This window comes from Gilliamella sp. B14448G11, from assembly GCF_016101765.1.
Classification (GTDB): domain Bacteria; phylum Pseudomonadota; class Gammaproteobacteria; order Enterobacterales; family Orbaceae; genus Gilliamella; species Gilliamella apicola_N.
Genome location: NZ_JACFPX010000011.1, coordinates 1 through 22,986, shown reverse-complemented (window position 1 = coordinate 22,986; position 22,986 = coordinate 1). Strand labels below are relative to the sequence as shown.

At 33.9% G+C, this 22,986-nt stretch carries 24 protein-coding genes; 20 read left to right on the top strand and 4 right to left on the bottom strand.

Features of this window, described 5'->3' with window-relative positions:
* The first annotated feature begins 119 nt into the window (after nucleotides 1-119).
* The 9 genes from H3S88_RS08455 to H3S88_RS08415 all read left to right on the top strand — a co-directional run bounded on the left by H3S88_RS08455 (nucleotide 120) and on the right by H3S88_RS08415 (nucleotide 9,512).
* Entirely contained in the window at nucleotides 120-1,328 is a 1,209-nt protein-coding gene (locus H3S88_RS08455; RefSeq protein WP_198228096.1) for an aldose 1-epimerase family protein, read from the top strand.
* Between the two features lie 344 nt (nucleotides 1,329-1,672).
* Nucleotides 1,673-3,151: a UbiD family decarboxylase gene (locus H3S88_RS08450; protein WP_198228098.1), complete on the top strand. Its 1,479-nt coding sequence runs from the start codon at nucleotides 1,673-1,675 to the stop codon at nucleotides 3,149-3,151.
* Nucleotides 3,152-3,164: 13 nt separating this feature from the next.
* Entirely contained in the window at nucleotides 3,165-3,758 is a 594-nt protein-coding gene (locus H3S88_RS08445) for a UbiX family flavin prenyltransferase (RefSeq protein WP_198228100.1), read from the top strand.
* A 3-nt stretch (nucleotides 3,759-3,761) separates the two neighbouring features.
* Entirely contained in the window at nucleotides 3,762-4,190 is a 429-nt protein-coding gene (locus H3S88_RS08440) for a pyridoxamine 5'-phosphate oxidase family protein (RefSeq protein ID WP_198228102.1), read from the top strand.
* A 263-nt stretch (nucleotides 4,191-4,453) separates the two neighbouring features.
* A complete protein-coding gene (locus tag H3S88_RS08435; RefSeq protein WP_198228103.1) occupies nucleotides 4,454-5,629 on the top strand; it encodes a pyridoxal phosphate-dependent aminotransferase in 1,176 nt (391 codons plus the stop codon).
* Entirely contained in the window at nucleotides 5,614-6,432 is an 819-nt protein-coding gene (locus tag H3S88_RS08430) for a MetQ/NlpA family ABC transporter substrate-binding protein (protein WP_198228104.1), read from the top strand. The genes H3S88_RS08435 and H3S88_RS08430 overlap by 16 nt, the downstream gene beginning before the upstream one ends.
* A gap of 2 nt (nucleotides 6,433-6,434) precedes the next feature.
* Nucleotides 6,435-7,469: a methionine ABC transporter ATP-binding protein gene (locus tag H3S88_RS08425; protein WP_232352545.1), complete on the top strand. Its 1,035-nt coding sequence runs from the start codon at nucleotides 6,435-6,437 to the stop codon at nucleotides 7,467-7,469.
* A complete protein-coding gene (locus H3S88_RS08420; protein WP_086351456.1) occupies nucleotides 7,469-8,140 on the top strand; it encodes a methionine ABC transporter permease in 672 nt (223 codons plus the stop codon). Before H3S88_RS08425 ends, H3S88_RS08420 begins: the two co-directional genes overlap by 1 nt.
* A gap of 13 nt (nucleotides 8,141-8,153) precedes the next feature.
* Nucleotides 8,154-9,512 carry an FAD-binding oxidoreductase gene (locus tag H3S88_RS08415; RefSeq protein ID WP_198228105.1) on the top strand — a complete coding sequence of 453 codons (1,359 nt, stop codon included), beginning with the start codon at nucleotides 8,154-8,156 and terminating at the stop codon, nucleotides 9,510-9,512.
* A 106-nt stretch (nucleotides 9,513-9,618) separates the two neighbouring features.
* Here the strand turns inward: H3S88_RS08415 and pdxT are convergent, their stop codons facing one another.
* Both pdxT and pdxS read right to left on the bottom strand, forming a co-directional pair.
* Complete coding sequence (pdxT, locus tag H3S88_RS08410) at nucleotides 9,619-10,212, bottom strand: pyridoxal 5'-phosphate synthase glutaminase subunit PdxT (protein WP_198228106.1); 594 nt, start codon at nucleotides 10,210-10,212, stop codon at nucleotides 9,619-9,621.
* The gene (pdxS, locus tag H3S88_RS08405; RefSeq protein ID WP_086327403.1) at nucleotides 10,212-11,099 is read right to left on the bottom strand and encodes a pyridoxal 5'-phosphate synthase lyase subunit PdxS; all 888 of its coding nucleotides are present in this window, start codon (nucleotides 11,097-11,099) and stop codon (nucleotides 10,212-10,214) included. The genes pdxT and pdxS overlap by 1 nt, the downstream gene beginning before the upstream one ends.
* 428 nt (nucleotides 11,100-11,527) lie before the next feature.
* Here pdxS and H3S88_RS08400 point away from each other — a divergent pair, with 428 nt between their 5' ends.
* The 6 genes from H3S88_RS08400 to tenA all read left to right on the top strand — a co-directional run bounded on the left by H3S88_RS08400 (nucleotide 11,528) and on the right by tenA (nucleotide 17,156).
* On the top strand, nucleotides 11,528-12,931 hold the full coding sequence (locus H3S88_RS08400; protein ID WP_198228107.1) for a PLP-dependent aminotransferase family protein: 1,404 nt from the start codon (nucleotides 11,528-11,530) through the stop codon (nucleotides 12,929-12,931).
* 35 nt (nucleotides 12,932-12,966) lie between these two features.
* Nucleotides 12,967-14,187, top strand: coding sequence for an MFS transporter (locus H3S88_RS08395; protein WP_198228108.1), 1,221 nt, complete (start codon nucleotides 12,967-12,969; stop codon nucleotides 14,185-14,187).
* 265 nt (nucleotides 14,188-14,452) lie between these two features.
* The gene (locus tag H3S88_RS08390) at nucleotides 14,453-14,716 is read left to right on the top strand and encodes an SWEET family sugar transporter (RefSeq protein ID WP_232352544.1); all 264 of its coding nucleotides are present in this window, start codon (nucleotides 14,453-14,455) and stop codon (nucleotides 14,714-14,716) included.
* 711 nt (nucleotides 14,717-15,427) lie between these two features.
* Nucleotides 15,428-15,652: a hypothetical protein gene (locus tag H3S88_RS08385; RefSeq protein WP_198228110.1), complete on the top strand. Its 225-nt coding sequence runs from the start codon at nucleotides 15,428-15,430 to the stop codon at nucleotides 15,650-15,652.
* A 130-nt stretch (nucleotides 15,653-15,782) separates the two neighbouring features.
* On the top strand, nucleotides 15,783-16,163 hold the full coding sequence (locus tag H3S88_RS08380) for a DUF1161 domain-containing protein (protein ID WP_198228112.1): 381 nt from the start codon (nucleotides 15,783-15,785) through the stop codon (nucleotides 16,161-16,163).
* Nucleotides 16,164-16,493: 330 nt separating this feature from the next.
* Entirely contained in the window at nucleotides 16,494-17,156 is a 663-nt protein-coding gene (tenA, locus tag H3S88_RS08375) for a thiaminase II (protein WP_198228114.1), read from the top strand.
* 46 nt (nucleotides 17,157-17,202) lie between these two features.
* On the opposite strand, the gene asnA is transcribed toward tenA, so the two are convergent.
* Nucleotides 17,203-18,195, bottom strand: a complete 993-nt coding sequence (asnA, locus tag H3S88_RS08370; RefSeq protein ID WP_198228116.1) for an aspartate--ammonia ligase — start codon at nucleotides 18,193-18,195, stop codon at nucleotides 17,203-17,205.
* An 847-nt stretch (nucleotides 18,196-19,042) separates the two neighbouring features.
* Between asnA and H3S88_RS08365 the strand changes: the two genes are divergently transcribed.
* Complete coding sequence (locus tag H3S88_RS08365) at nucleotides 19,043-19,366, top strand: membrane lipoprotein lipid attachment site-containing protein (RefSeq protein ID WP_198228118.1); 324 nt, start codon at nucleotides 19,043-19,045, stop codon at nucleotides 19,364-19,366.
* A gap of 305 nt (nucleotides 19,367-19,671) precedes the next feature.
* A complete protein-coding gene (locus H3S88_RS08360) occupies nucleotides 19,672-19,893 on the top strand; it encodes an EexN family lipoprotein (RefSeq protein WP_198228120.1) in 222 nt (73 codons plus the stop codon).
* A 180-nt stretch (nucleotides 19,894-20,073) separates the two neighbouring features.
* Here the strand turns inward: H3S88_RS08360 and H3S88_RS08355 are convergent, their stop codons facing one another.
* The gene (locus H3S88_RS08355) at nucleotides 20,074-20,457 is read right to left on the bottom strand and encodes a hypothetical protein (RefSeq protein ID WP_198228122.1); all 384 of its coding nucleotides are present in this window, start codon (nucleotides 20,455-20,457) and stop codon (nucleotides 20,074-20,076) included.
* A 96-nt stretch (nucleotides 20,458-20,553) separates the two neighbouring features.
* Between H3S88_RS08355 and H3S88_RS08350 the strand changes: the two genes are divergently transcribed.
* The 3 genes from H3S88_RS08350 to H3S88_RS08335 all read left to right on the top strand — a co-directional run bounded on the left by H3S88_RS08350 (nucleotide 20,554) and on the right by H3S88_RS08335 (nucleotide 22,747).
* Nucleotides 20,554-20,898, top strand: coding sequence for a hypothetical protein (locus H3S88_RS08350; RefSeq protein ID WP_198228124.1), 345 nt, complete (start codon nucleotides 20,554-20,556; stop codon nucleotides 20,896-20,898).
* A gap of 1,145 nt (nucleotides 20,899-22,043) precedes the next feature.
* Nucleotides 22,044-22,415, top strand: a complete 372-nt coding sequence (locus H3S88_RS08345) for a hypothetical protein (protein ID WP_198228126.1) — start codon at nucleotides 22,044-22,046, stop codon at nucleotides 22,413-22,415.
* Nucleotides 22,416-22,489: 74 nt separating this feature from the next.
* Nucleotides 22,490-22,747 carry a hypothetical protein gene (locus H3S88_RS08335; protein WP_198228128.1) on the top strand — a complete coding sequence of 86 codons (258 nt, stop codon included), beginning with the start codon at nucleotides 22,490-22,492 and terminating at the stop codon, nucleotides 22,745-22,747.
* The last annotated feature ends 239 nt before the right edge of the window (nucleotides 22,748-22,986 follow it).

The following is a 22,986-nucleotide window of genomic DNA, read 5'->3' as shown; positions in this document are numbered from 1 at the left end:
TTTGTAAAAGTGTGAATAACCTCTCATTTTAATGATTTTTCTTTGTCGATTTTTGGTTATTTATGTCATATTGACTGAAACGATTCAGTGTTGTTTTATTAATTATGAGAGGAATTACCATGAAAGTTCAATTAGTTTCATTAGCTGCAATACTTAGTTTGGCGAGTTATAGTGCCAATGCTAAAGAATTCATATTAACAGATGTAGAGAAGGGTATTGCTAAAGGTGACTGGTCAATTTCGAGCCAAGATTTAGGTGTAAAAGAGCATAAATTTACTATTCAAAACACGGTACTTAAAGGTGGTAAACAAGATGGTACGGAACTTTTAACTATTGCTAGTGACAATCTTACAATCAAATTAATTCCTACTCGAGGACTAGGTATTTTATCAGTTGATGGCGATGATATCCGCCTAGGATGGGATTCCCCTGTTGATGAAGTTGTCAATCCTAAATACATTAATTTAGAAAGTCGCGGTGGATTAGGTTGGTTAGATGGTTTTAATGAATTGATGGTACGTTGTGGTTTTGAATGGACGGGTCATGCGGTACAAGCCGATGGCATGATATATACGCTTCACGGTCGAGCACAAAACACACCCGTATCAAGATTGATTGTTAATGTATTGGATAAAGCACCTTATACCATAACAGTGACAGGGTTAATTAAAGAAAATACTTTTAAGAAAAGTAATCTAGAAACTTGGGTATCGCTTAGCTACGTACCAGGTAGTAAGGATTTCATTGTTCATGATGTTGTGACCAATAAGAGCGATTATACGCGTGATTACCAAATTATTTATCACAGCAACTATGGTACGCCGATTCTAGAAGAGGGTGCTCGATTTGTGGCACCAGTTAAAGAAATTTCACCATTTAATGATTATGCCAAAAAAGGCTTAAAAACATGGCAAACGTATTTAGGTCCAACTAAAGATTTTGATGAAATGGTCTTTAATGTTTATCCTTATGCCGATGAACAAGGACAAACTCAAGTAATGGTTACTAACCAAGCAGGCGATAAAGGGGCAGGTATTTCATTTAATACAAACCAATTACCTGTTTTTTCCCTATGGAAAAATACCGATACGCTTAAACAAGGCTATGTAACAGGTTTAGAACCTGGAACCAGTTTTGCCTACCCAGTTACGGTTGAGCGAGAACAAAAACGTGTACGACAATTAGAACCAGGACAAAGTACCGAATTTACTTTAGTATATAGTTTATTATCGGATAAAAAATCCGTTGAACAATATGAGGCTCAAATCAAGTCTATACAGGGCAATCAAGAAACCAAAGTTATTGAACGACCAATGGCAAAAGAATAAATCTTGTAATGCAACTAACAGGGAAGTTAGTTGTTATATTCTTATTGATTATTTCGTAAATCTATTATGGTTGTGTCAAATAGCTCATCATCTTTTACTGACAGATCTTGCTATTTTTTAATAAAAAACGGTATTTAATATTTTTGGATAACATAAATTATCTTATCAATTCTCAAATCTAGTTAGCTACGTTGATACTCACTTGATAGCAACGTTTTATATCGGTATGATTACTGACATTCAATTATACGAAATCAATTTTTTAGATTAATATCCTTTAAATGCAGCTTGTATTATTATAAAAGTTGTCTGATTTAATATTGTTTGGAATGGAAGAGATTATTATGGCAAATCCAACTGGATCTTATGATTTGCGTGATGCAATTAATCAACTTGCACAAATCCCAAATCAACTGGTTACCACTGACACCCCGGTTGATCCTATGGCTGAGTTAGCGGGTGTTTATCGTTTTGTTGGGGCAGGGGGAACGGTTAAAAGACCTACTCGAATTGGTCCTGCAATGATTTTTAATAAAGTAAAAGGATTTGATGATTTTAAAGTCCTAATTGGATTACTTGCTTCGCGCAAACGAGTTGCACATTTATTTGGTTGTGAACCAGACAAACTCGCATTTTTACTAAAAGATGCAGTAAATAATCCCATAGCTCCGATAACGATTCCTCGTGAACAAGCAGTTTGTCAAGAAATCGTTCATAAAGCAACTGATCCTGATTTTGATATTCGTAAACTAGTACCCGCACCCACTAATACTGAAGAAGATGCTGGCCCATACATTACCCTTGGCATGCTTTATGCGAGCGATCCAGAAACAGGTGAAAGTGATGTGACTATTCATCGAATGTGCTATCAAGGTAAAAACGAAATTTCGATCTACTTTGTTCCCGGACGACATATAGATGTATTTCGTGAAAAAGCTGAAAAAGCGGGTAAACCGTTACCTGTCTCAATTAGTATTGGTGTCGACCCCGTGATTGAAGTGTCAGCTTGTTTTGAACCTCCTACCACACCAATTGGTTTTGATGAACTTTCTATTGCTGGTGGCATACGTGGGCGTGCAGTTGAATTAGTCGATTGCTTAACAGTTAATGCAAAAGCAATTGCTAATGCCGAAGTCGTCATTGAAGGTGAAATATTACCAAATGTGCGAGTCGCTGAAGATCAAAACTCTCACACAGGTAAAGCAATGCCTGAATTCCCGGGTTATACAGGTCCAGCGAATCAATCATTACCAGTTATCAAAGTGAAAGCAGTTACTTATCGAAAAAATCCAATTTATCAAACTTGCATCGGACCAAGTGAAGAACATGTTAATATGGCGGGTATTCCTACCGAAGCCAGTATTTTACAAATGGTCGAAGCTGCCATGCCAGGTAAACTATTAAATGTTTACGCACATCGTTCTGGTGGAGGAAAATATTTAGCCATCTTACAATTTAAAAAATCTGTTCCTTCTGATGAAGGTAAACACAAGCAAGCAGCAATTTTAGCTTTTGCGGCATTTTCCGAATTAAAACATGTAATACTTGTTGATGAAGATGTTGATATTTATGATACTGATGATGTACTGTGGGCGATGAATACTCGTTTTCAAGGTGATATTGATATCTCAACAATATCAGGCGTTAGATGCCATCCGCTCGATCCATCTCAACGTCCAGAATATAGCCCGTTTATTAGGCAATTTGGTAGTTCGGCAAAAGTAATTTTTGATTGCACGGTGCCTTTTGCGTTAAAAGCAGAATTTGAACGAGCCCGTTTTAAAGAAGTTGATATAAAACGCTTTTTGCCAGATTTTGAATAAAATAGGAATGAATATGACTGTAAAGCGACTAGTAATTGGGATTAGTGGTGCAACAGGTTTTGCTTATGGTATTAAAGCCTTAGAGCTTTTAAAACCATTGGATATTGAAACACATTTAGTAATTTCAAAAGCGGCACAACTAACGCGCTCTTACGAAATCTCTAATATGAGTTTGGCCCAGATTGAATCATTGGCAGATAAAGTTTATTCCGTCAATAATGTTGGCGCAGCGATTGCCAGTGGTTCATTCAAGACTATGGGCATGCTGGTCGCACCTTGCTCAATGCGCTCTTTAGCTGCAATTGCCCAGAGTTTATCGGATAATTTATTAACTCGTGCTGCGGATGTCGTACTAAAAGAGCGTCGCCGATTGGTATTAATGATAAGAGAATCCCCCCTGCATTTAAGCCATATAAAAAATATGGAAATGGTCACTCTTATGGGAGGGGTAATTTTTCCACCAGTACCTGCACTTTATCAGCATATTGACAGTATCGATGATATGATTACCCACAGTGTTGCACGAGCGCTTGATCTGTTTGATATAGATATACCGTCACTACCTCGCTGGGGCGAAGATATGCATTTAAATGTTAAGCCAGAATAATGTATGTCAATCGATCCTAAAATTCTTAAGTTTATCAGAAAAAATCATGTATTATCGCTAAGTGTCATTACATCAGATAACTTGCCGTGGGCGTGTAATGTGTTTTATGTATTGGATGAAGAGCAGTTAAATCTCTATTTTTTAACTGAGTTAAAAACGGAGCATGCCAAGGCAATGCTAAATCAACCGCAAGTAGCCGGGACGATTGCCGTTACACCTAAAACCGTTGCTCAGATTCAAGGCATACAATTTCAGGCTCAAGCAAAACAGTTGCAAGGTGAGCAAGCTAAAGATGCTTATGGTCAATACTATCGTGCCTTTCCTTTTGCCAGAGTAATGAAAGCACCCATCTGGTCGTTACAGCTACAACAGATAAAAATGACGAACAATCTTTTAGGCTTTGCCCATAAAACACATTGGCAACGAAAGTAAAAGCTGATTAATTACTAATGAAATCTTAATTGCTCAATATTAAATTTGAATAAACTTTTTCTTGGTATGTTTTATATAAATTTTGCAGACTATTTTGTTTCACTTCTGAAATGATGGAATAAAAACACCTAATCAATCATTGTTTTTGCTAACTTTACGTTATAAATAAAAACTATATCGATATATAAATATATTATTTAACAGAAAAAATAGAGTTTTGTATTATACTTACCAACCTTATTATTCTATTATCTAAAAAAACAATGCATAAACTAGCCAATCGACTCGATCATTTTTCTGATTCAGTTATTCGTAGGATGACGCGAATTGCTAACCAATATCAGGCTATCAATTTATCACAAGGCTTTCCTGATTTTGATCCTCCAAAACAGCTTATTGATGCCCTTAAACAAGTAGCTGATAATGGGCCTCACCAATATGAGATCACTTGGGGATCGCAAGAATTTAGGCAACTGTTAGCCAAAAAACAGCAAAAATTAATGAATATCGACATAAACCCAGATGAAAACGTATTAGTTACTTGTGGCAGTACTGAGGCAATGATGTGTGCGGTGATGGCGGTATGTAACCCAAAAGATAAAGTTATCATCTTTTCGCCTTTTTATGAAAACTATGGTGCTGATGCAATTTTGTCGGATGCAACGCCTATCTATGTACCACTTATTCCACCTACTTTCGAGTTTGATAAAAAGCAGCTCCGCGAGGCGTTTGAGCAAGGTGCTAAAGCATTAATTTTATGTAATCCGAGTAATCCTTGTGGCAAGGTATTTACTAAAGATGAGCTTGAATATATCAGTCAATTAGCGATTGAATTCGATGCTTATGTCATTACTGACGAAGTGTATGAACACATGGTCTATCCACCGCATAAACATCTCTATTTAACGAGTTTTCCTGATATGCAACAGCGTACGATTAGTTGTAGTTCATTATCTAAAACTTATTCTATTACTGGTTGGCGTCTAGGCTATATCATAGCGGACAAACGCATCATTGATGGCTGCAAAATGATTCATGATTTTCTTACCGTTGGTGCTGCTGCGCCATTACAAAAAGCCGCTTGTGCAGGTCTATCATTAAGTGAGGAATATTATCAGCAACTCACCGAAACTTATATGGCTAAACGTCGCTTATTTTTACAAGGTTTAGATCAGATAGGCTTATCTTATTATGAACCGCAAGGTGCTTATTATGTATTGGTTGATATTTCTGGATTGAATCCATTTACCACCGATTTTGAATTTTGTGAATGGTTAATAAAAGAAGTTGGAGTAGCGGCTGTTCCTGGATCGGCTTTTTTTAAACATCCAGAATATCGCTATATTCGTTTTCATTTTGCAAAACAAGAACAAACCTTGATTGCAGCTTTAGATAGATTATCAAAACTTAAGGAAAAATTAACATGTTTAAAAAACTAATCACGGCAACAATAGCCATATTTTCGGCCATGTTGTTATTAACAGGTTGTGGCGAAGCTAAAAAGGAAAATCAACTCACCGTTGGTGTAGCGGCAGGTCCATATGGTGATATGTTTAAACAAGCGATTGCACCAGGATTAGAAAAAAAAGGTTACAAAATTGAAATCCGAGAATTCAGTGATTATGTACAACCTAATCTGGCTTTAGCCAATAAAGATATTGATATTAATTTATTTCAACATTTGAGCTATCTTGAAAATTTCAAACAAGCACGTAATTTAGATATCTTAGCTGTTGGCTTTGTACCAACGGCTGGGGCGGGTATTTTTTCGAACAAGATCACCGATTTTTCGCAATTAAAAAAAGGTGATCAAGTCACCATTTCAAATGACGTCACTAACGAAGCGAGAGCGCTAAGAATCTTACAAGCAGCAGGTTTAATTAAGCTCGATCCCGCGGTTGATAAAAATAATCTAACACCAAAAAACATTATCGAAAATCCATATGAATTAGAAATTGTACCCATCGAAGCGCCACAAACACCTAGATCACTGGATAATGTTGTTTTATCCGTTGTAAATGGAAATTATGCGATCGGTGCAGGTTTGGATCTATCTAAAGCACTTTACACAGAAGTCCTTGATAAAGATCACAAAAACGTCATCGCGATTCGTACTGAATCAAAAGATACTTTAGGTAACGACATTATAGATGTCCTGAAATCAGACGAATATTTACAAGTGATCGAAGACAAAAACGGTATTTTCTATACTTTCCAAAAACCTGATTATCAATTATTTTAACTATGCAAAATACACCACTGAAAAATACACCATTGATTCAAGTAAAAAATGTATCTGTGCGTTTTGAGGCCAAAGATCAGATCATTGATGCAGTAAAAAATGTTTCGTTTGAGGTTAATCATGGCGAGATATTTGGTATTATTGGCTCCAGTGGTGCAGGTAAAAGTACCCTCGTTCGCACTCTTAATCGACTTGCTGAACCGACTTCTGGGCAGATTATTGTTGGTGGCACAGATATTCAGACGTTAAAAGGGCGACAATTAATGGCCTTTCGTTTTCAAGTCGGCATGATCTTCCAAAATTTTAATCTAGCTTCATCAAAAACGGTTTATGAAAATATTGCCTTTGTACTAAAAGCTGCGGGTAAAAAAGGGGATGAAGTTAAAAATAGAGTAGAGGAGTTACTTGCATTAGTGGGATTAAGCGACAAAGCCAAAGCTTATCCTGCTGAACTCAGTGGTGGACAAAAACAACGAGTCGGCATTGCCCGTGCATTGGCTAATGAAGCAAAAATACTCTTGTGTGATGAAGCTACCAGCGCACTCGATCCGACTACAACCAGTGCCATTTTGGAACTACTTAAACAGCTTAACCAAAAATTTTCCTTAACCATCGTACTGATTACCCATGAAATTGATGTCGTAAAAAAAATCTGCGATCGAGTTGCTGTGATGTCTCAAGGTGAAATCGTTGAAATGGATAACACTTTCAATTTGTTCGCCAATCCCAAACAGCAATTCACCCAAAATTTTCTTAACATTGATGAAAATACTCATTTGCCTGAACCTATAAGACAAAATGTCAAAGGTAAATTGGTTCGACTTCGCTATATCAACGAAAACACCACTCAACCTATTTTGTATCAATCTGCTTATGAAACGGGTGTGGCTTTTAATATATTGCATGGTTTTATCGAATATTTTGACCAACAAGCGCTAGGCAATTTAGTTATAGAGTTAATTGGTGAACCCAATAATATCCAACAGCTTATTGCAAAACTGGAACATCAAAGTGTGATCATTGAGGAAATAAAATAATGGTAAAACTGACAATCGCTGAAATAATGGAAATGCTATGGAAAGCCGCAGAAGAAACGTTCATTATGGTGAGTTGGTCATTACTAGCTGGGCTTATTTTTGGTACCCTAATTGGATTGCTTCTATTTTTATTATCCAATCCATTTTTTCTAAAAAACAGGGTGATAGGGAATGTGGCTAATTTTATTATCAATGCAACGCGCTCCATTCCTTTTTTAATTTTGATGGTAGCCGTTCTACCGCTTGGAACGTATATTGTCGGTACTACAGTTGGTCCTAAAGCGGTAATTGTCCCGTTGGCAATAGCTGCAATAGCATTTTATGCTAGATTGGCGGAAAACGCCTTTAGCCAAATTGACAAAGGTGTTATTGAAGCAGCCATTGCCAGTGGTGCCTCACACACTCGTATCATTTTTGGCATATTGTTTCCTGAAGCGTTAGCACAGCTAATCCGCCATGCTACAGTCACGACCATATCACTCATAGGTTTTAGTTCAATGGCGGGGGTCGTTGGTGGCGGAGGAATCGGCGATTTAGCGATTCGGTTTGGTTATCAGCGTTATGTCACCGAAGTTCTTATTATCTGTATTATCATTTTAATTATTGTTGTCATGTTAATACAGTATCTAGGTGATAAATTAGCTAACCATTTTGATAGAAGTCACAAATAATCGGTAAAACAACATGAAAAAATTAACGGATATAATTGTTGATTCAGATCGAATCATTACTAAAGATCATATACCTCAATCTCACTTAACTGATGGACTTAAATCACATTATGGGCAAGCGGAAATTTTGGTTTATCCTAAAACTACGGATGAAGTTGCACAACTTGTTAAATATGCCAATCAAAATAATCTAAAAATTACAACACGTGGAGCGGGCACCAATCTAGTTGGCTCAACCATTCCTAATGGTGGTATGATTATCGACTTATCGTTAATGAATACTATTATTGAACTAGATAAATCAACATTTACGGTAACGGTACAATCAGGCATCTTATTACAAGATTTGCAGCAGTTTGTTGAAAAGCAGAATCTTTTTTATCCACCTGATCCCGGTGCAAAAAATGCGACCGTTGGCGGTAATATTAGTACTAACGCGGGCGGTATGCGTGCGGTTAAATATGGTGTTACGCGAGATTATGTGCAAGCGCTTGAAGTCGTTATGGCAGATGGCACAGTATTAAATATTGGTAGTAAAAATATCAAAGATAATACGGGGCTGTCATTAAAACATCTTTTTATCGGCAGCGAAGGAACATTAGGTATTATTACCCAATGTACATTAAAATTGATTGCTAAACCAAGTGTCTTTGAAACATTAATTATTGGATTTAACACTATTGAACAAGCCGTTGCCAATATCACGACAATATTACAGACATTAACACCCACTGCACTGGAATTTGTTGAACGTCAAGTGGCGCAGTGGGGAGAACGCTATTCAGGTTTCCAATTTCCATTGCCAGATTCTAAGGCCTATTTAATCATTATGCTTGATGGCGCCAACAAGCAACACATTGTTCAGCAACGCCAACAGTTATTAGCGAATTTAGGCGATTGCAACTATTTTATTGCCGAAACGATCGAACAAGCCAATCAAATTTGGACCGTTCGCGGATCATTGGTTCGTGCTGTTGAGGCAGTTACAGAACAAGATCCGATTGATATTGTCGTTCCGATTAATCGTATTGCCGATTTTATTAATTACACGAAACAGTTACAATCCCAATCAGGTGTTCGTATGCTCGCTTTTGGTCACGCAGGAGACGGCAATATTCACTTATGCATATTGCGTGACGGACGAGACGAAAAGCAATGGTCAGAAGCACTCGAGCAAATCCATAATGCCTTATATCAAAAATGTCATGAGTTAGGTGGACTACCTTCGGCTGAACATGGTATTGGCACTGCAAAAGTAAAATATTTTAACAATGCCATTGCCCAAGAAAACCGTCAATTAATGCAGCGAATAAAACAGCAATTTGATCCTAATAACATTTTGAATCATCAGGTCTATATTACCCAACTTTAAAAGTGCTATTAACATATAAACTATAAACTAACAGATCATAATAATCTGTTAGTTTATTGCTTAATGTCTAGTTGATTAAATTAATGGTCTATTTTACTAAAACTGATTAACAGATCTCTACAAAATAGTGCATAATGCGATTATCTTGTGTTAATTCAGGATGAAATGAACAGACTAAAATATTATTTTGTTTAGCCATTACGCAATGTTCATCAATGAAAGCGAGTTGTTCTACATGCTCACCTGCTTTGGCGATATAGGGAGCACGAATAAAAACAGCAGGGATTTGCTGACCGATTAACTTAACATCTAACTTTGTTTCAAAGCTGTTAATTTGCCGACCAAAACCATTACGCTCAACATGAATATCGATTAAAGCAAGCTGTTCAACTTCATTATGGGTAGTGGTTTTTCCGCATAAAACTAATCCTGCACAAGTCCCTAAAATACCTTTACCTTGTTGAGCAAATTGTTTAATTGGTTCAAACAGTCCATTTTGTCTTATCAAACGGCTAATGGTTGTTGATTCTCCACCAGGAATAATCAGACCATCTAGTTCAGCTAATTGCTCGGGATGTTTTACTGCGATAGCTTGCACGTTATCTAAACTATTTAGCATAGTGATGTGTTCACTAACTGCTCCTTGTAAATTGAGCACACCAACTTTTTTTAACCGCTTGGAAGTTAACGATTGCGTCATTACCAACCTCGTTCTTGCATGCGTTCGGATTCGGTAAGTTTACTGATTTCTATTCCTTTCATTGCTTCACCTAAGCCTTTCGATAATTCCACTAGACGTGGGTAATCATCATAATAGGTTGTAGCTTGCACAATTGCCTTAGCAAATTTTTCAGGATTTTGTGATTTAAAAATACCAGAACCGACAAATACGCCATCCGCACCAAGTTGCATCATCAAAGCTGCATCGGCAGGAGTAGCTACGCCACCCGCAGCAAAATTGACGACGGGTAATTTACCGAGTTGCTTAATTTGTTTTACCAGTTCAAAAGGTGCACCAATTTCTTTAGCAAAAGTCATCAACTCATCATCAGATTTACTGACAACCATACGAATTTGTTCATTGACTTTACGCATATGGCGCACCGCTTCAACAATATTACCTGTACCAGGCTCTCCTTTGGTTCGTAACATTGATGCACCTTCACCAATACGACGTAATGCTTCGCCTAAATCACGACAACCACACACAAATGGTACGGTAAAATTACTTTTAAGTAGATGATATTGTTCATCGGCAGGGGTTAATACTTCACTTTCATCGATATAATCAACGCCCATTGATTCTAAGATGCGAGCTTCAACAATATGCCCAATACGTGCTTTTGCCATGACAGGAATTGTCACTGCATTCATTACCTGTTCTACTATTGTTGGATCCGCCATTCGGGCAACGCCTCCAGCTGCTCGAATATCCGATGGCACACGCTCTAAAGCCATGACTGCGACAGCCCCCGCTTGCTCGGCAATTTTTGCTTGTTCGGCATTAACGACATCCATAATAACACCACCTTTTTGCATTTGCGCCATGCCACGTTTAACGGTTTGTGTTCCTGTAACTTGATTCATGTTTGCTCCTAGTAAAGTTTTTTTTAACTGAATTTGTGATTGGTTATCTATTATTCAGAAATATCAGAGTGGAATAAACGGCCAATTGGACTATAATCAAACCATCCAATTTTATTTTGTGTTCGGTTATATTAAGACCGCATTAAGTATATTTTTAGACATTACACAAATTGCCATTACTTCAATCGGTCATTTTAGTTTTACAATGCTGTACGCAATAAAACTAATAGCATCAAAGAGATAAATATTTACCAAAGTAAATTAATAAATTTCTTTATTTAGGACATAATCTTTAAATGGTAAGAAATGTTTTTTTAAAAAGCCGAAAACGAACAACATAAAATACTGATGGCATTAAAAGAATCAGCCATTTAATGCCAATTTTGAAAAATATTAAACGTATCAACTAGATATAAAAAGAGCAAAATATGTGGCATAAACAAAAACTTGCACCTTTTGAAGGTCCAATTTTCAAAAAAGTTATCCAACTGATTGAGTATTATATCGAACATGGGATTTTGATTTCGGGTGAAAGGTTAATTTCAGAGCGAGAATTGGCTAAACAATTGCAAGTAAATCGTTCGACAATCGTACATGCACTAGATTTTTTAACTGAACGCGGTGTATTAATTCGTAAACGAGGTAGTGGTACATATGTAAATAATCAGAAATGGGGGGTGCAAGTTTACTCAACGATTAATTGGCGTTTACCTGGGCATTTCTTTTATCAAAACAAACAAACATTGTATCAACAAAAAATTGATAAACTACGGAACAGTAAAACTCAAATATATGATCTTGCTAATGGAGATTTACCCACTGATTTAATTCCCAAATTACAATTACCTAATATATCGTCCCACGAATTAGTGATGCACGAAAAACAGAGTGATCAGCTACAGTTGGGTTTACCCTCACTTAAAGAACAGATTGTGCACTATATGAAAGTATGTTTTGCTATGCAAGTTGACAGTGATGAGATCTTAATTACTTCAGGTACTCAGCAATCATTGTTCTTAATTACCCAAGGTTTACTCAAACCCGGAGATGCGATTGGCATTGAGTCTCCTTCTTACTTTTATTCGTTACCCTTATTTCAAGCGGCGGGATTACGCTTATATGGCATAGAGTGTGATGCTCAAGGCATCATGCTGGAAAGTTTAAAAAAAGTGGTAGAACAACATCAAGTTAAATGGTTGTTTTTAAATCCTGTTTTTCAAAATCCGATGGGATTTGTTATGAGTGATAAACGAAAAAAAAGGATACTTGATTTTTGCCGATCACAATGTATTGGAATCGTCGAGGATGATGCTTATAGTAATTTAGCCTTTAGCGATAACTTAGCAATCTCACCGATTAAAAAGTTTGATAATAATGATCAGGTTATTTATTTAGGTTCATTATCTAAATATATTGGTCGAAATATTCGAATTGGTTGGATGATTGCGCCTCGAGCAGTTATCGAAAACTTAGCTAAAATCCGCCAACATATTGATTCAGGGTTAAGCATTTTACCTCAATTATTAGCAGAACAATATTTAAAGAACCACTATCTGGCACATCAACAACTGCTACGTGAAAAACTAAAATACAGATCAGAGCAATTAATGAATTGGCTAAACACCAAATTTAATGGTGAGATAACTTATCAACCATCATTAGGTGGTTTCCATTTGTATGCAAACTTACCTGTGACAAATACGGCTCAAGAACTAATGTTTTTAAATCACCTATTATCTCAAGGTATTATTGTTGCACAAGGCTCAGATTTTGGGGATAGCTTGGGTAAAGTCAGATTAAGTTATGGACATTTTGTTCAGAATCTGCTTTGATGAACAAACTCAAGTTATTTTATCTATCAGTTATTATGGAAAATTTAAAAGTATCATCATTATCGATTAATAAATTATTACTTGTTGCCGGCACAGGTTGGTTGTTTGATGCAATGGACGTTGGCCTATTATCTTTTATTTTAGCTGCATTAAAGCAAGATTGGGGGCTTTCACCAGCTCAACTGGGATGGATAGGTAGTGTTAACTCTATCGGCATGGCAGTGGGTGCATTTGTATTTGGTATTTATGCTGATCAAAAAGGACGTAAATCGGCCTTTTTATTTACCTTACTCATGTTTAGTATTGCCAGTGGCTTAAGTGCCTTTGCATGGGGACTGGGTAGCTTGCTTGTATTACGTTTTTTCATTGGTATGGGATTAGGTGGCGAATTGCCCGTTGCATCCACATTAGTTAGTGAAAGCGTTGCACCAGAGGTACGTGGTAGGGTCGTGGTATTATTGGAAAGCTTTTGGGCTGTAGGTTGGGTATTTGCGGCATTGATTGCTTATTTTCTTATCCCGCTTCCTGCCATTGGTTGGCGTGGAGCTATGATAATTTGCGCCGCTCCTGCTTTTTATGCGCTCTATTTACGATTTAGCTTACCGGATTCTCCGACCTATATACAGTTAAATTCCAATGCTAAAAAAGATTCCATCCTTCATAAAGTACAGTCATTGTTATCAACAAAGTTTCGTCGTCAAACATTAATGCTGTGGATTGTTTGGTTTTGCGTAGTGTTTTCCTATTATGGCATGTTTTTATGGTTGCCTAGCGTTATGATGATGAAAGGCTTTGGTATGGTTAAAAGCTTTGAGTATATTTTGCTAATGACGCTTGCACAGTTACCTGGTTATTTCACGGTGGCTTGGCTAATTGAACGTGTCGGGCGCAAATGGGTGTTAGTTACCTATTTACTTGGTACATTAATAAGCGCCTATTTGTTTGGTTTGTCTGAATCCGCTAACCAGTTATTATTCTTTGGTGCATTACTTTCGTTCTTTAATTTAGGTGCATGGGGTGCGATGTATGCTTACACGCCTGAACAATACACCACCAATATTCGGGCAACGGGTGCCGGCATGGCGGCATCAATTGGTCGTATTGGCGGTATCTTAGGTCCATTAATGGTTGGGTTATTAATGGCAAATAATGTATCAATCAGTACCATTTTCGGGCTTTTTAGTTTATCGATCTTAGTTGCAATTATCAGTATTATATTTTTAGGTTATGAAACAAAACAGACTGAACTTAAATAATTACAGGTAATTTGTAACAATATCACCAATCTTAGAAATAAATTGCATTGTGTAGTTTTTACCTTATTGGCTAATAGACTACACAGTGCGTTTTATAACCTGATGAATAACTATAATATCGTTTTTTAACACATACATTCCTTATTATTTCATTGATTTGTCTTAACGATAATGAATACTTTGGGGCAAGATCGTGTAATTGCAGGTAATTCCACATCTGATTATAATCATTTAGATATCTTTAGAAATTTAAAAGGGGACAATTTTGAAACTATCAAAAAAAGCTTTCCATTATTTAGGTATTATTGCAACAGTAGCTTCGTTATGTATGTATATTTCTTATATTCCACAAATTATTGATAATCTTCATGGGTTAAAATCTAATCCAACTCAACCATTAGCGGCTGCAATCAACTGTTTGCTTTGGGTGTTTTATGGATTATTACGAGAAAAGAAAGATTGGCCAATTGCAATCGCTAATTCTCCTGGCGTCATATTTGGTTTTATCGCATTTCTAACCGCATTATAAATTCTAATAATGATAATGTGACAATCAATCTTAATATTTGGTTTTGCTGTTTAATTAGAAAAAATTATCCTAACAATTTCAATAATTAACAAAATAACGGAATTATCGCAGTTATCTGTTTACTTTAAACCTACCTATTTTAAAAGGTATAAAGTTTATCTATTGTAAGTATTAACTATTTAGATTTATTATTTGCTATTTGGAATTTTACTGCGTTTTAAATACCAATAATGTTAAAGCAGTTAAAGCAACAATCACAATATTAATATTGGGCTGTTGCTTTTTTGTTGCAGTTTAGACGATAAAAAAGCTTATTTTGTAAAAGAAAAAAGTAAAAAAACACTTGCTTTTTTTAAGGGAATAAAATTAAAAAATTGGCTGGTTAATTTTTAACCTAGTAAAAATAACAATATAAATCAATTTATTAAAGAGTTATCAACAGGTTTGTTAAATACTTATCAAATAGTATAGTGAATAATTTTGGCGATATAAAATTAAAAAATTTTTATGAATGAGTGATATTTGTCCATTGTAAAGGCTTTAATATAATATTATAGTAAAAAGTACCAGTGATATTTTGATAATGATTTAAATTTTAGAATAGATGGCATTTTTTATCCGATGTAGTTGATGATACTTACCTAAAAAGACCAGCTATTTTAATTTAATAGTTGTGAAGAAGGTAATGATGAGACAAAAGGAATGAATATTATGACTGAGATAAATTTTTCAGATGACTTGATAAAAGAATTTATCTACTCCGTATATCGTAAAGAAGTATTGTTAAATTTAAAAGGAGTAGTATTAACAGAAGCTGATCGCAAAAAATTGCATGAAAAAAGAGATTTTGTGAATAGTTTATCTGAAGATGAATTAAACGATATTCGCTCTTGGATTTTGAATCGATTAAAATTATTGGAAAACCAACATCAGTAATCATTATTCCATTTTTTCCTAAATTCGGTTTATCTTCATTCACTATTATGAAGTAATTACGTACAACAGTTGTAGACAGATTCACCAATAGTTTTATAATGTTAGTAGTTTTATACTAAAAGGAAAGGAAATGAAAAAGTTAGTCTTGGTTCTTTTATTAAGTTTACCAATGATGGCTGTAGCATCTAATTGTGAAGACATTAGCTCTAATATAGCTGAAAAAATAAAAAATAATGGTGTTGATCCTTCTAAATTTCAATTGAAACTCATTCCAATCGAACAAGCCGATCAACAAACTGAAGGTAAAATTGTCGGATCTTGTGATCGTGGTCAACAAAAGATTGTTTATGTGCGCTTTAAAGATATACCCGTAGCGACTCAAACAACCGAACAAACACCAACACCCCAAAACCAGAACTCAAAAACTCAATCTGATACATTAGCTCAACAAGAAGCAGCTCCACTCGCTACAGAAAATCAGGAACCCCAAATTGAGTCAGAAAACAGATAACCACTTTTAATAAAATAAATAGAGTAGGCTCAATAAGCTAAATCTACAATGCGATCGAATAAGCCTACTCAATTTCAATAATAAAAATAAAAATTAATTTTTTAGTTGATAATAAGTGAACAAAAAGAAAGTAAAACTTAGTAATAAATTATTACTTATGTAAAAGTTTTGTTCATTATTCTGGATATTTATTTAATTGGGGTGCTATAAGCTGAAATTATACCAGCCGAACCTGATTCGTTTAATAGCGAAGAAAAGGGGTTAAAACAGGCTTTTTCTGCAAGTCTGCTTTACTCGTCAGTAGCTGAGTTGTTAAAAAAAGGAGCTGTTATGTCATCGTTTTACTCACTTATTCAATCATGTCAAACTGATTGGGATCACTATATTCAACATGAATTTATTCAGCGATTAGGCAAGGGAACATTAGATATAGGCTGTTTCCAGCACTATTTAAAGCAAGACTATCTATTTTTAATCAATTTTTCACGAGTTTGGGGACTTGCTGTCTATAAAAGTCATGATATTTCAGAAATTAAGCAATCTTTAAATAGTTTAAAAACGATTGTTGAAATAGAATTTGATTTACATATTGAATATTGTAAAAGATGGCGAATAAATGAAAATGAACTCAATACGCTAACGGAAGCCAAAGCAAATAAGGCATACACGCAGTATGTGCTTGATGTTGGATTGCAAGGTGATATTTTAGACTTACATATTGTATTGTCTCCTTGTTTAATCGGTTATGGTATGATTGCCAAATGGTTGAGAAAACAACTTTGGTATGATGCTAAAAATAACCCATATACCAGTTGGATTAAAATGTATGCCAGTAAGGCGTTTCAACAGACAATGCAAAATGAAATTGCATGGATTGATCAACGTTTAATAAATATCGATACGAGCCGATTTGAACATTTAACGACAATATTTAAGCAGGCTACTCAACTTGAAGCTAATTTTTGGCAAATGGGATTAGATAGAAGTTTTTAATAACAAACATACTTTACCATTTAAGGTAAAGTATGTTGACTGCCAACTAAAGCAATTGTGAATAATTTTGTTTGGTTGAATCGTCCCAAACACTAGCTTGAACTTGACCAATATGCTTTTGTTGTAGAAGTAACATAACTAAACGGGATTGACCAATTCCACCACCTATGGTTTGCAATAGTTCTCCATTGACTAAAGCTTGGTGCCAAGCAAATTGCAAACGATCCTCATCGCCAGTGATTTTCAATTGACGTTTTAATGTTTCTGGGTCGACTCGAATACCCATAGATGAAATTTCAAAAGCACTGTTTAAAATTGGATTCCAAACTAAAATATCACCATTTAACCCTTTTGAACCCATTTCATTATCGCTGCTCCAATCATCATAATCTGGAGCACGCACATCATGTTTTTCGTTATTTGCCAACTTACCGCCAATACCAATTAAAAATACAGCGCCAAGTTCTTTAGTTATCGCATTTTCACGCTCTTTAGGGGATAAATTTGGATAACGTTTTAATAGTTGCTCACTGTCCATAAAGGTAATTGATTCAGGTAAAAAACGGGAAAGATGATATTTTTCGGATGCTGCTTTTTCAGTCGCTTTAATGGCTGAATAAATTTTTTCAACCGTCTGTTTTAAATAAGTTAGATTACGATCTTCTGGTCGAATTACTTTTTCCCAATCCCATTGATCAACATAGACAGAATGAATAGGCGATAAGCGATCTTCATCAGGACGCAGTGCTTTCATGTTGGCATATAAGCCTTCACCAACAGCAAAATGGTGATCACTTAAAATTTTACGTTTCCATTTAGCAAGTGAATGTACCACCTCAAATTGGGCATCATTAATTGTTTTCACTTTAACTTGCACTGCGTTTTCTGTTCCAGATAAATTATCTTGAACACCATCACCAACTTTACTCAGTAGAGGGGCTTGAACTTCGATTAATGATAAATTTTCCGCTAATTTATCGGCAAAAAATTGTTTTACAAAGCTAATTCGCTGCTGTTGTTCTTTAAATGATATCTGCATGTTTCGTCTCTAATTATTTATAATTTGTGCAGGTAAATTAAACTAGAAAATAAAAATTTGCAAGACACAATCAGCCAAATGCAATTAGTGACAATAGTAATCAACAACTTATAGTCTGTTTACTAACAAATGATAGGTATTTCTATTTTGTCAAAAAGTTTCAGGTTAACTATACGTTTCAGTATAAAAACCAATAAATAATTTATTTTAAATTTATGTTTATAAAGAAAACATAATATTAGGTCAACATAAGTATTTACTTTTAAAATTGAGTAATAGATATGAAGTAACAGCCTTACATAATGGTTTTTACTAAAAAAATATAGTTGATTACTTTAAGATTGCTGAAATCATGTTAACTAAAAAAGCGTATATGAATCATAGATTATGAAAATTTTGTAACTAAGATATACAAACAAATCACTCTAAAAATAGAGTAATTTTAATAACAACAAAGCATCAAAAACATCTCAATAAAATTATATAAAAAAACAGCAAAAAAGTTGATGGAAATTTTCAACTAATCATTTTAATTAATAAACAATAAGTTATAATACGTTTCCTTGTATACATAGGGATAAACCGGTTAGCTGTACAATGTATAACGTATACACTATCGTGTTCCCTTTATAAACAGGAATAAACCGGCCTTTTAAAGTCTTTTAAGAGTAAGGAGATACACAGAGATAAACCAAAATAGCAACAACAATCGCTTTAAATATAAGTAATAAGTGCAGAAGAATAGTAAGAGTTAGTGAAATTATCAATTTTATTCTTGTTAGGCATTTAAATAACGAGACGTTAGAACAGATAACACAAGAGTTTATAAAAAAGAAAAGGTAAAGTAATGATGAAAAAGATAATATTTTGTTTTGTTTTATTTTTTATGTTAGCCGCATGCGGTGAAAAAACCAATTTTCAAGGAAAATATGAACCACAAGAAACTGGCGAAAGAGTTATAACACTAGAAAAAATAAATGATGTTGAGTATACATTTACTGTAGAACCTGATCATCTTGATAAAGTCCTTAAAATGGGGAGAGAAAAACATATCGTAAACATAAAAAATAGTAATCAAATTTATGATTTACGCGGAAATTATATAGGTGAATTTAATGAAAACAAAGAATTTGTAAACAAAAGAGGAATAGTTTATAAAAAAGTTGAATAATTTTAAAGCGCCAAAAAATTAAATTGTTTATTTAAAGTTTAAATTAATAAGATTGATTATATATGTCGGCTTTGTGTTTTCCCTGTATACACAGGGATAAACCGGATTTGAGTGCATCGATTCTCTCGATGTTATCGTATATTCCCTGTATATATATGAAAAATTAGAAAGTATTGTAATAAAAAATAAATGAGCAAAGTTGCTTTTGAAAACAATATCTGATTTACTTAGATTAGCTGTAAATGATTTTAATAAAACACAATAAAACTTAATCTAATATTAACCAGTGATTGTAAGGAATCTATATGAAAAAGATACTAGTATTAATTGCCGCTATATTTTTATTCGGATGTAATGAGAAAACCTATACCGTTTCTGACTTTGAAAATAACAAAGAACTACGAGATGAATATAATAAAAAATGTCAAAATGGTGAAATTGATGGCGATAGCCTAAACTGTCAAAATGTATTTGATGCATTATTAAGTATAGGAACCCCTGAACGCAACCCTAATGCTTGGAAATAATTAAATTACTATCTATGATAAGTTTTTAAACTGAAGTTGATTTTTATTCATTAGAAACTTATCACTTTGTATTGTCATCTTATCTCCTTTTTCAGCTTTATTTTCATTTAAAAATAGATTAATCTGTTTTGACCAAATCGTCTTTTCACTACAGTTGTTATCAATTAATTTTGCAAATACTTATTGCTTACTGTTTATTTGAAATTGATAATTAGCTTGACCAAAATCGACAATTTTATTAACAGTTGCATCTTTAAGTCGATTTTCTCTTTTCAACCTAGCCGATTCTTTCTCGATATTACTTTGTTTATCTGTTGCACTAGAAAATTTAGCATTAACACTTTCTAATTGCAGTTTAATTGTAAACTGTAACTTAATCCTATTTAATAGGGATTTATTTATATCTAAATTTTTACCATTAAATAATGATTTTTTTATTACTGTAATATGATTATTATCTGTATAAGAGTGCAAGCTATAATAAAAATTGTGATCATGAAAGTGTATAGATAACGTATTGTAATCTGATTGTTTTAAAATAACTTGATCTAATTTACCTTTCATTGAAAATATTAAATGGGAATTTGTCTGGGTTATATATCTTTTTTATCTACTTTCGTTAATTGATTATTATTAATAGCTGATAGAGGAGTTTACAAAGTGGAACATACTTTAAATGAAGAAGAGCTTTATGTTGCTCTTTCAGATCTATTTGTAGATAATGAAGTAGATTATGACCATATTGCTTCCGTAGCAAAATTATTTCCAATATCCTATGTTGAGCATGCTTTATTTAATTATGTCGCACCTTATTGTTACCACAATGCGCTCACACCTGTTCCATCTGTCTGCTACTTTTTTGATGAAGATGAGTTATTGAGTGCAATTGATGATATCAAAAAAAAAGAAAATCGCCCAATAAGTAAAATCAAGATGCGTATTTTGGCTTTTTATCTTAAGTTTGAATTTAAGGATGAATGGCAAAAATTAAAAAGCCTATTATGATTATTATCGTTTTTAAATCTTATTTAAATTAAATTTGTAATATGAATTCCCTAAAAAAACATGTCTAAACTTTGTCAAAAAGTTTCAGGTTAACTATACGTTTCAGTATAAAAATCAATAAATAATTTATTTTAACTCTATGGTGATAAACAAAATACCATGTTGAGCTAACATAAATGTTTATTTTTCATATTGAATAATAGATTACAAATAACAGCGCTTATAAAATTATTTTCATTCAAAAAAATATATTGGATTACTCAAAATCATAGAAATGTACCTACAAAAAACGAGTACTTGAGATTAATTTGTAAAAATTTTATAACCAAACTACATCAGCAAACAACTTAAAAAGTAGAGTTATTTTGATAACAACAAATCATTAAAAACAGATCAATAAAAATTATCATTTATTAACTGCATGAAAAATATAAATTTATTGGTAGAATTCCGTAGAATCTAATTTTAATTCCCATCAATTTTAATTAATTGAATAAAAACATAGTGTTATAAATACTGATTTTGATGAAAAATAGCCAAAAAAATCGGTAGAAATTTGGTGGTCAATATTTTAATTATAAAACAGTATGTTATAATTGGTGTGTTCCCTGTATACACAGGGATAAACCGTAACCGCCAAATAGGCGGTTTTTTATTGGAGTGTGTTCCCTGTATACACAGGGATAAACCGCAAAACAAATGCCGTCAAAAATGGCTGAATTTGTGTTCCCTGTATACACAGGGATAAACCGGGCATTGCGACTATTGAATTTAGTAGCTCTGTGTGTTCCCTGTATACACAGGGATAAACCGAAATTGCATCGATTAATAACTTTTTTAATGGAAATTACTATCTGTTCTTAGTGATACGTTTTGTTATTTATGCATTTTTTATTTGTCTCCTTATTAAATTTAAAATAACCATAAAAACTAAAGTCAACTCACAACTGTTTTTTAGAACTAGCAAATTGTGTTTTTTCTTAATTTGTTTTAATGAAATAATGTTGTTTATTCGGATGGAGTAAAAAATGTCTGCTATGAGTTTCTTTGACTATGTGATATTGTCACTTGGATGGTCTATCAATAATGGACTATGGAACATTATATCTATGTCTGGCATTTTTATTTTGCCCTAAATATTTAAAATGATTAGCATCATTATTGATGTTAGAGACAAAGGGGCGCTTAAAGGAGAACATACAAATATTATTGTTACTCGATTAGAACAATATATTTATATAAGTATTGTCGTAATCTTTTTTGTGTGTTATCCATCAATTAGTCTTGATATTAGAGTGCTACATTATGAAAACAATGGTTATTCAGCAGTCATTGACAGTGGAAAATCACTCAACAAAAATCTAATTGTTCATATTCAGAAATATCACCAGATTCATCATCTTTTAAAAAACATAACATTTAAGTGGTCAGCAAATTTATGTTCCTATTTGGTGGTACTTTGTTTACTCTTTATCTTCTGGATTTACCCAATCAGCAGTTACAACATTGCCATATAACACCGATTTACGAGAGGTTCGTTCAACAATTTCAGATTTAGTATTAACAGATCCAATATTGAAAAGCGAAGCGAATGAATTTTATTCGTTCTGTCTTAACCCATCCTTTAATAAATTTATATACTGAGTTATGCAAATTACCAGATGATCTAATTGATGATGTAACCTGGTTAGGTTCATCATATTATTTGAATACGCCTGGATATTATGATTCTTTTAGATCTCAAACTCCTCAAAAAGATTGGCCGTATGATGACAAACGAGATGTTGGATTAACACCGGGGGAGGGTAATACTGGTACCCGTTATGTAATGCCTGGTGGGGTGGATTAAAAAAGAAAATTATCGCTGATATTAATAAGCAAATTAAGAGAGAATCTAATGAAAAATCACGAACAGGAAATTTAAATCCTAACATCAATAAGTTTTCATTCTGGGAATGGATAACAACTAAAAAAGAAGAACGCGATGAAATTGTTTTACGTTCTGTAGCCTATCCACTCGTATTACTGCGTATATAGATAATCTCGCTGGGATAAACACAACTTTGGAAACATATTGTTTTCCAGAAC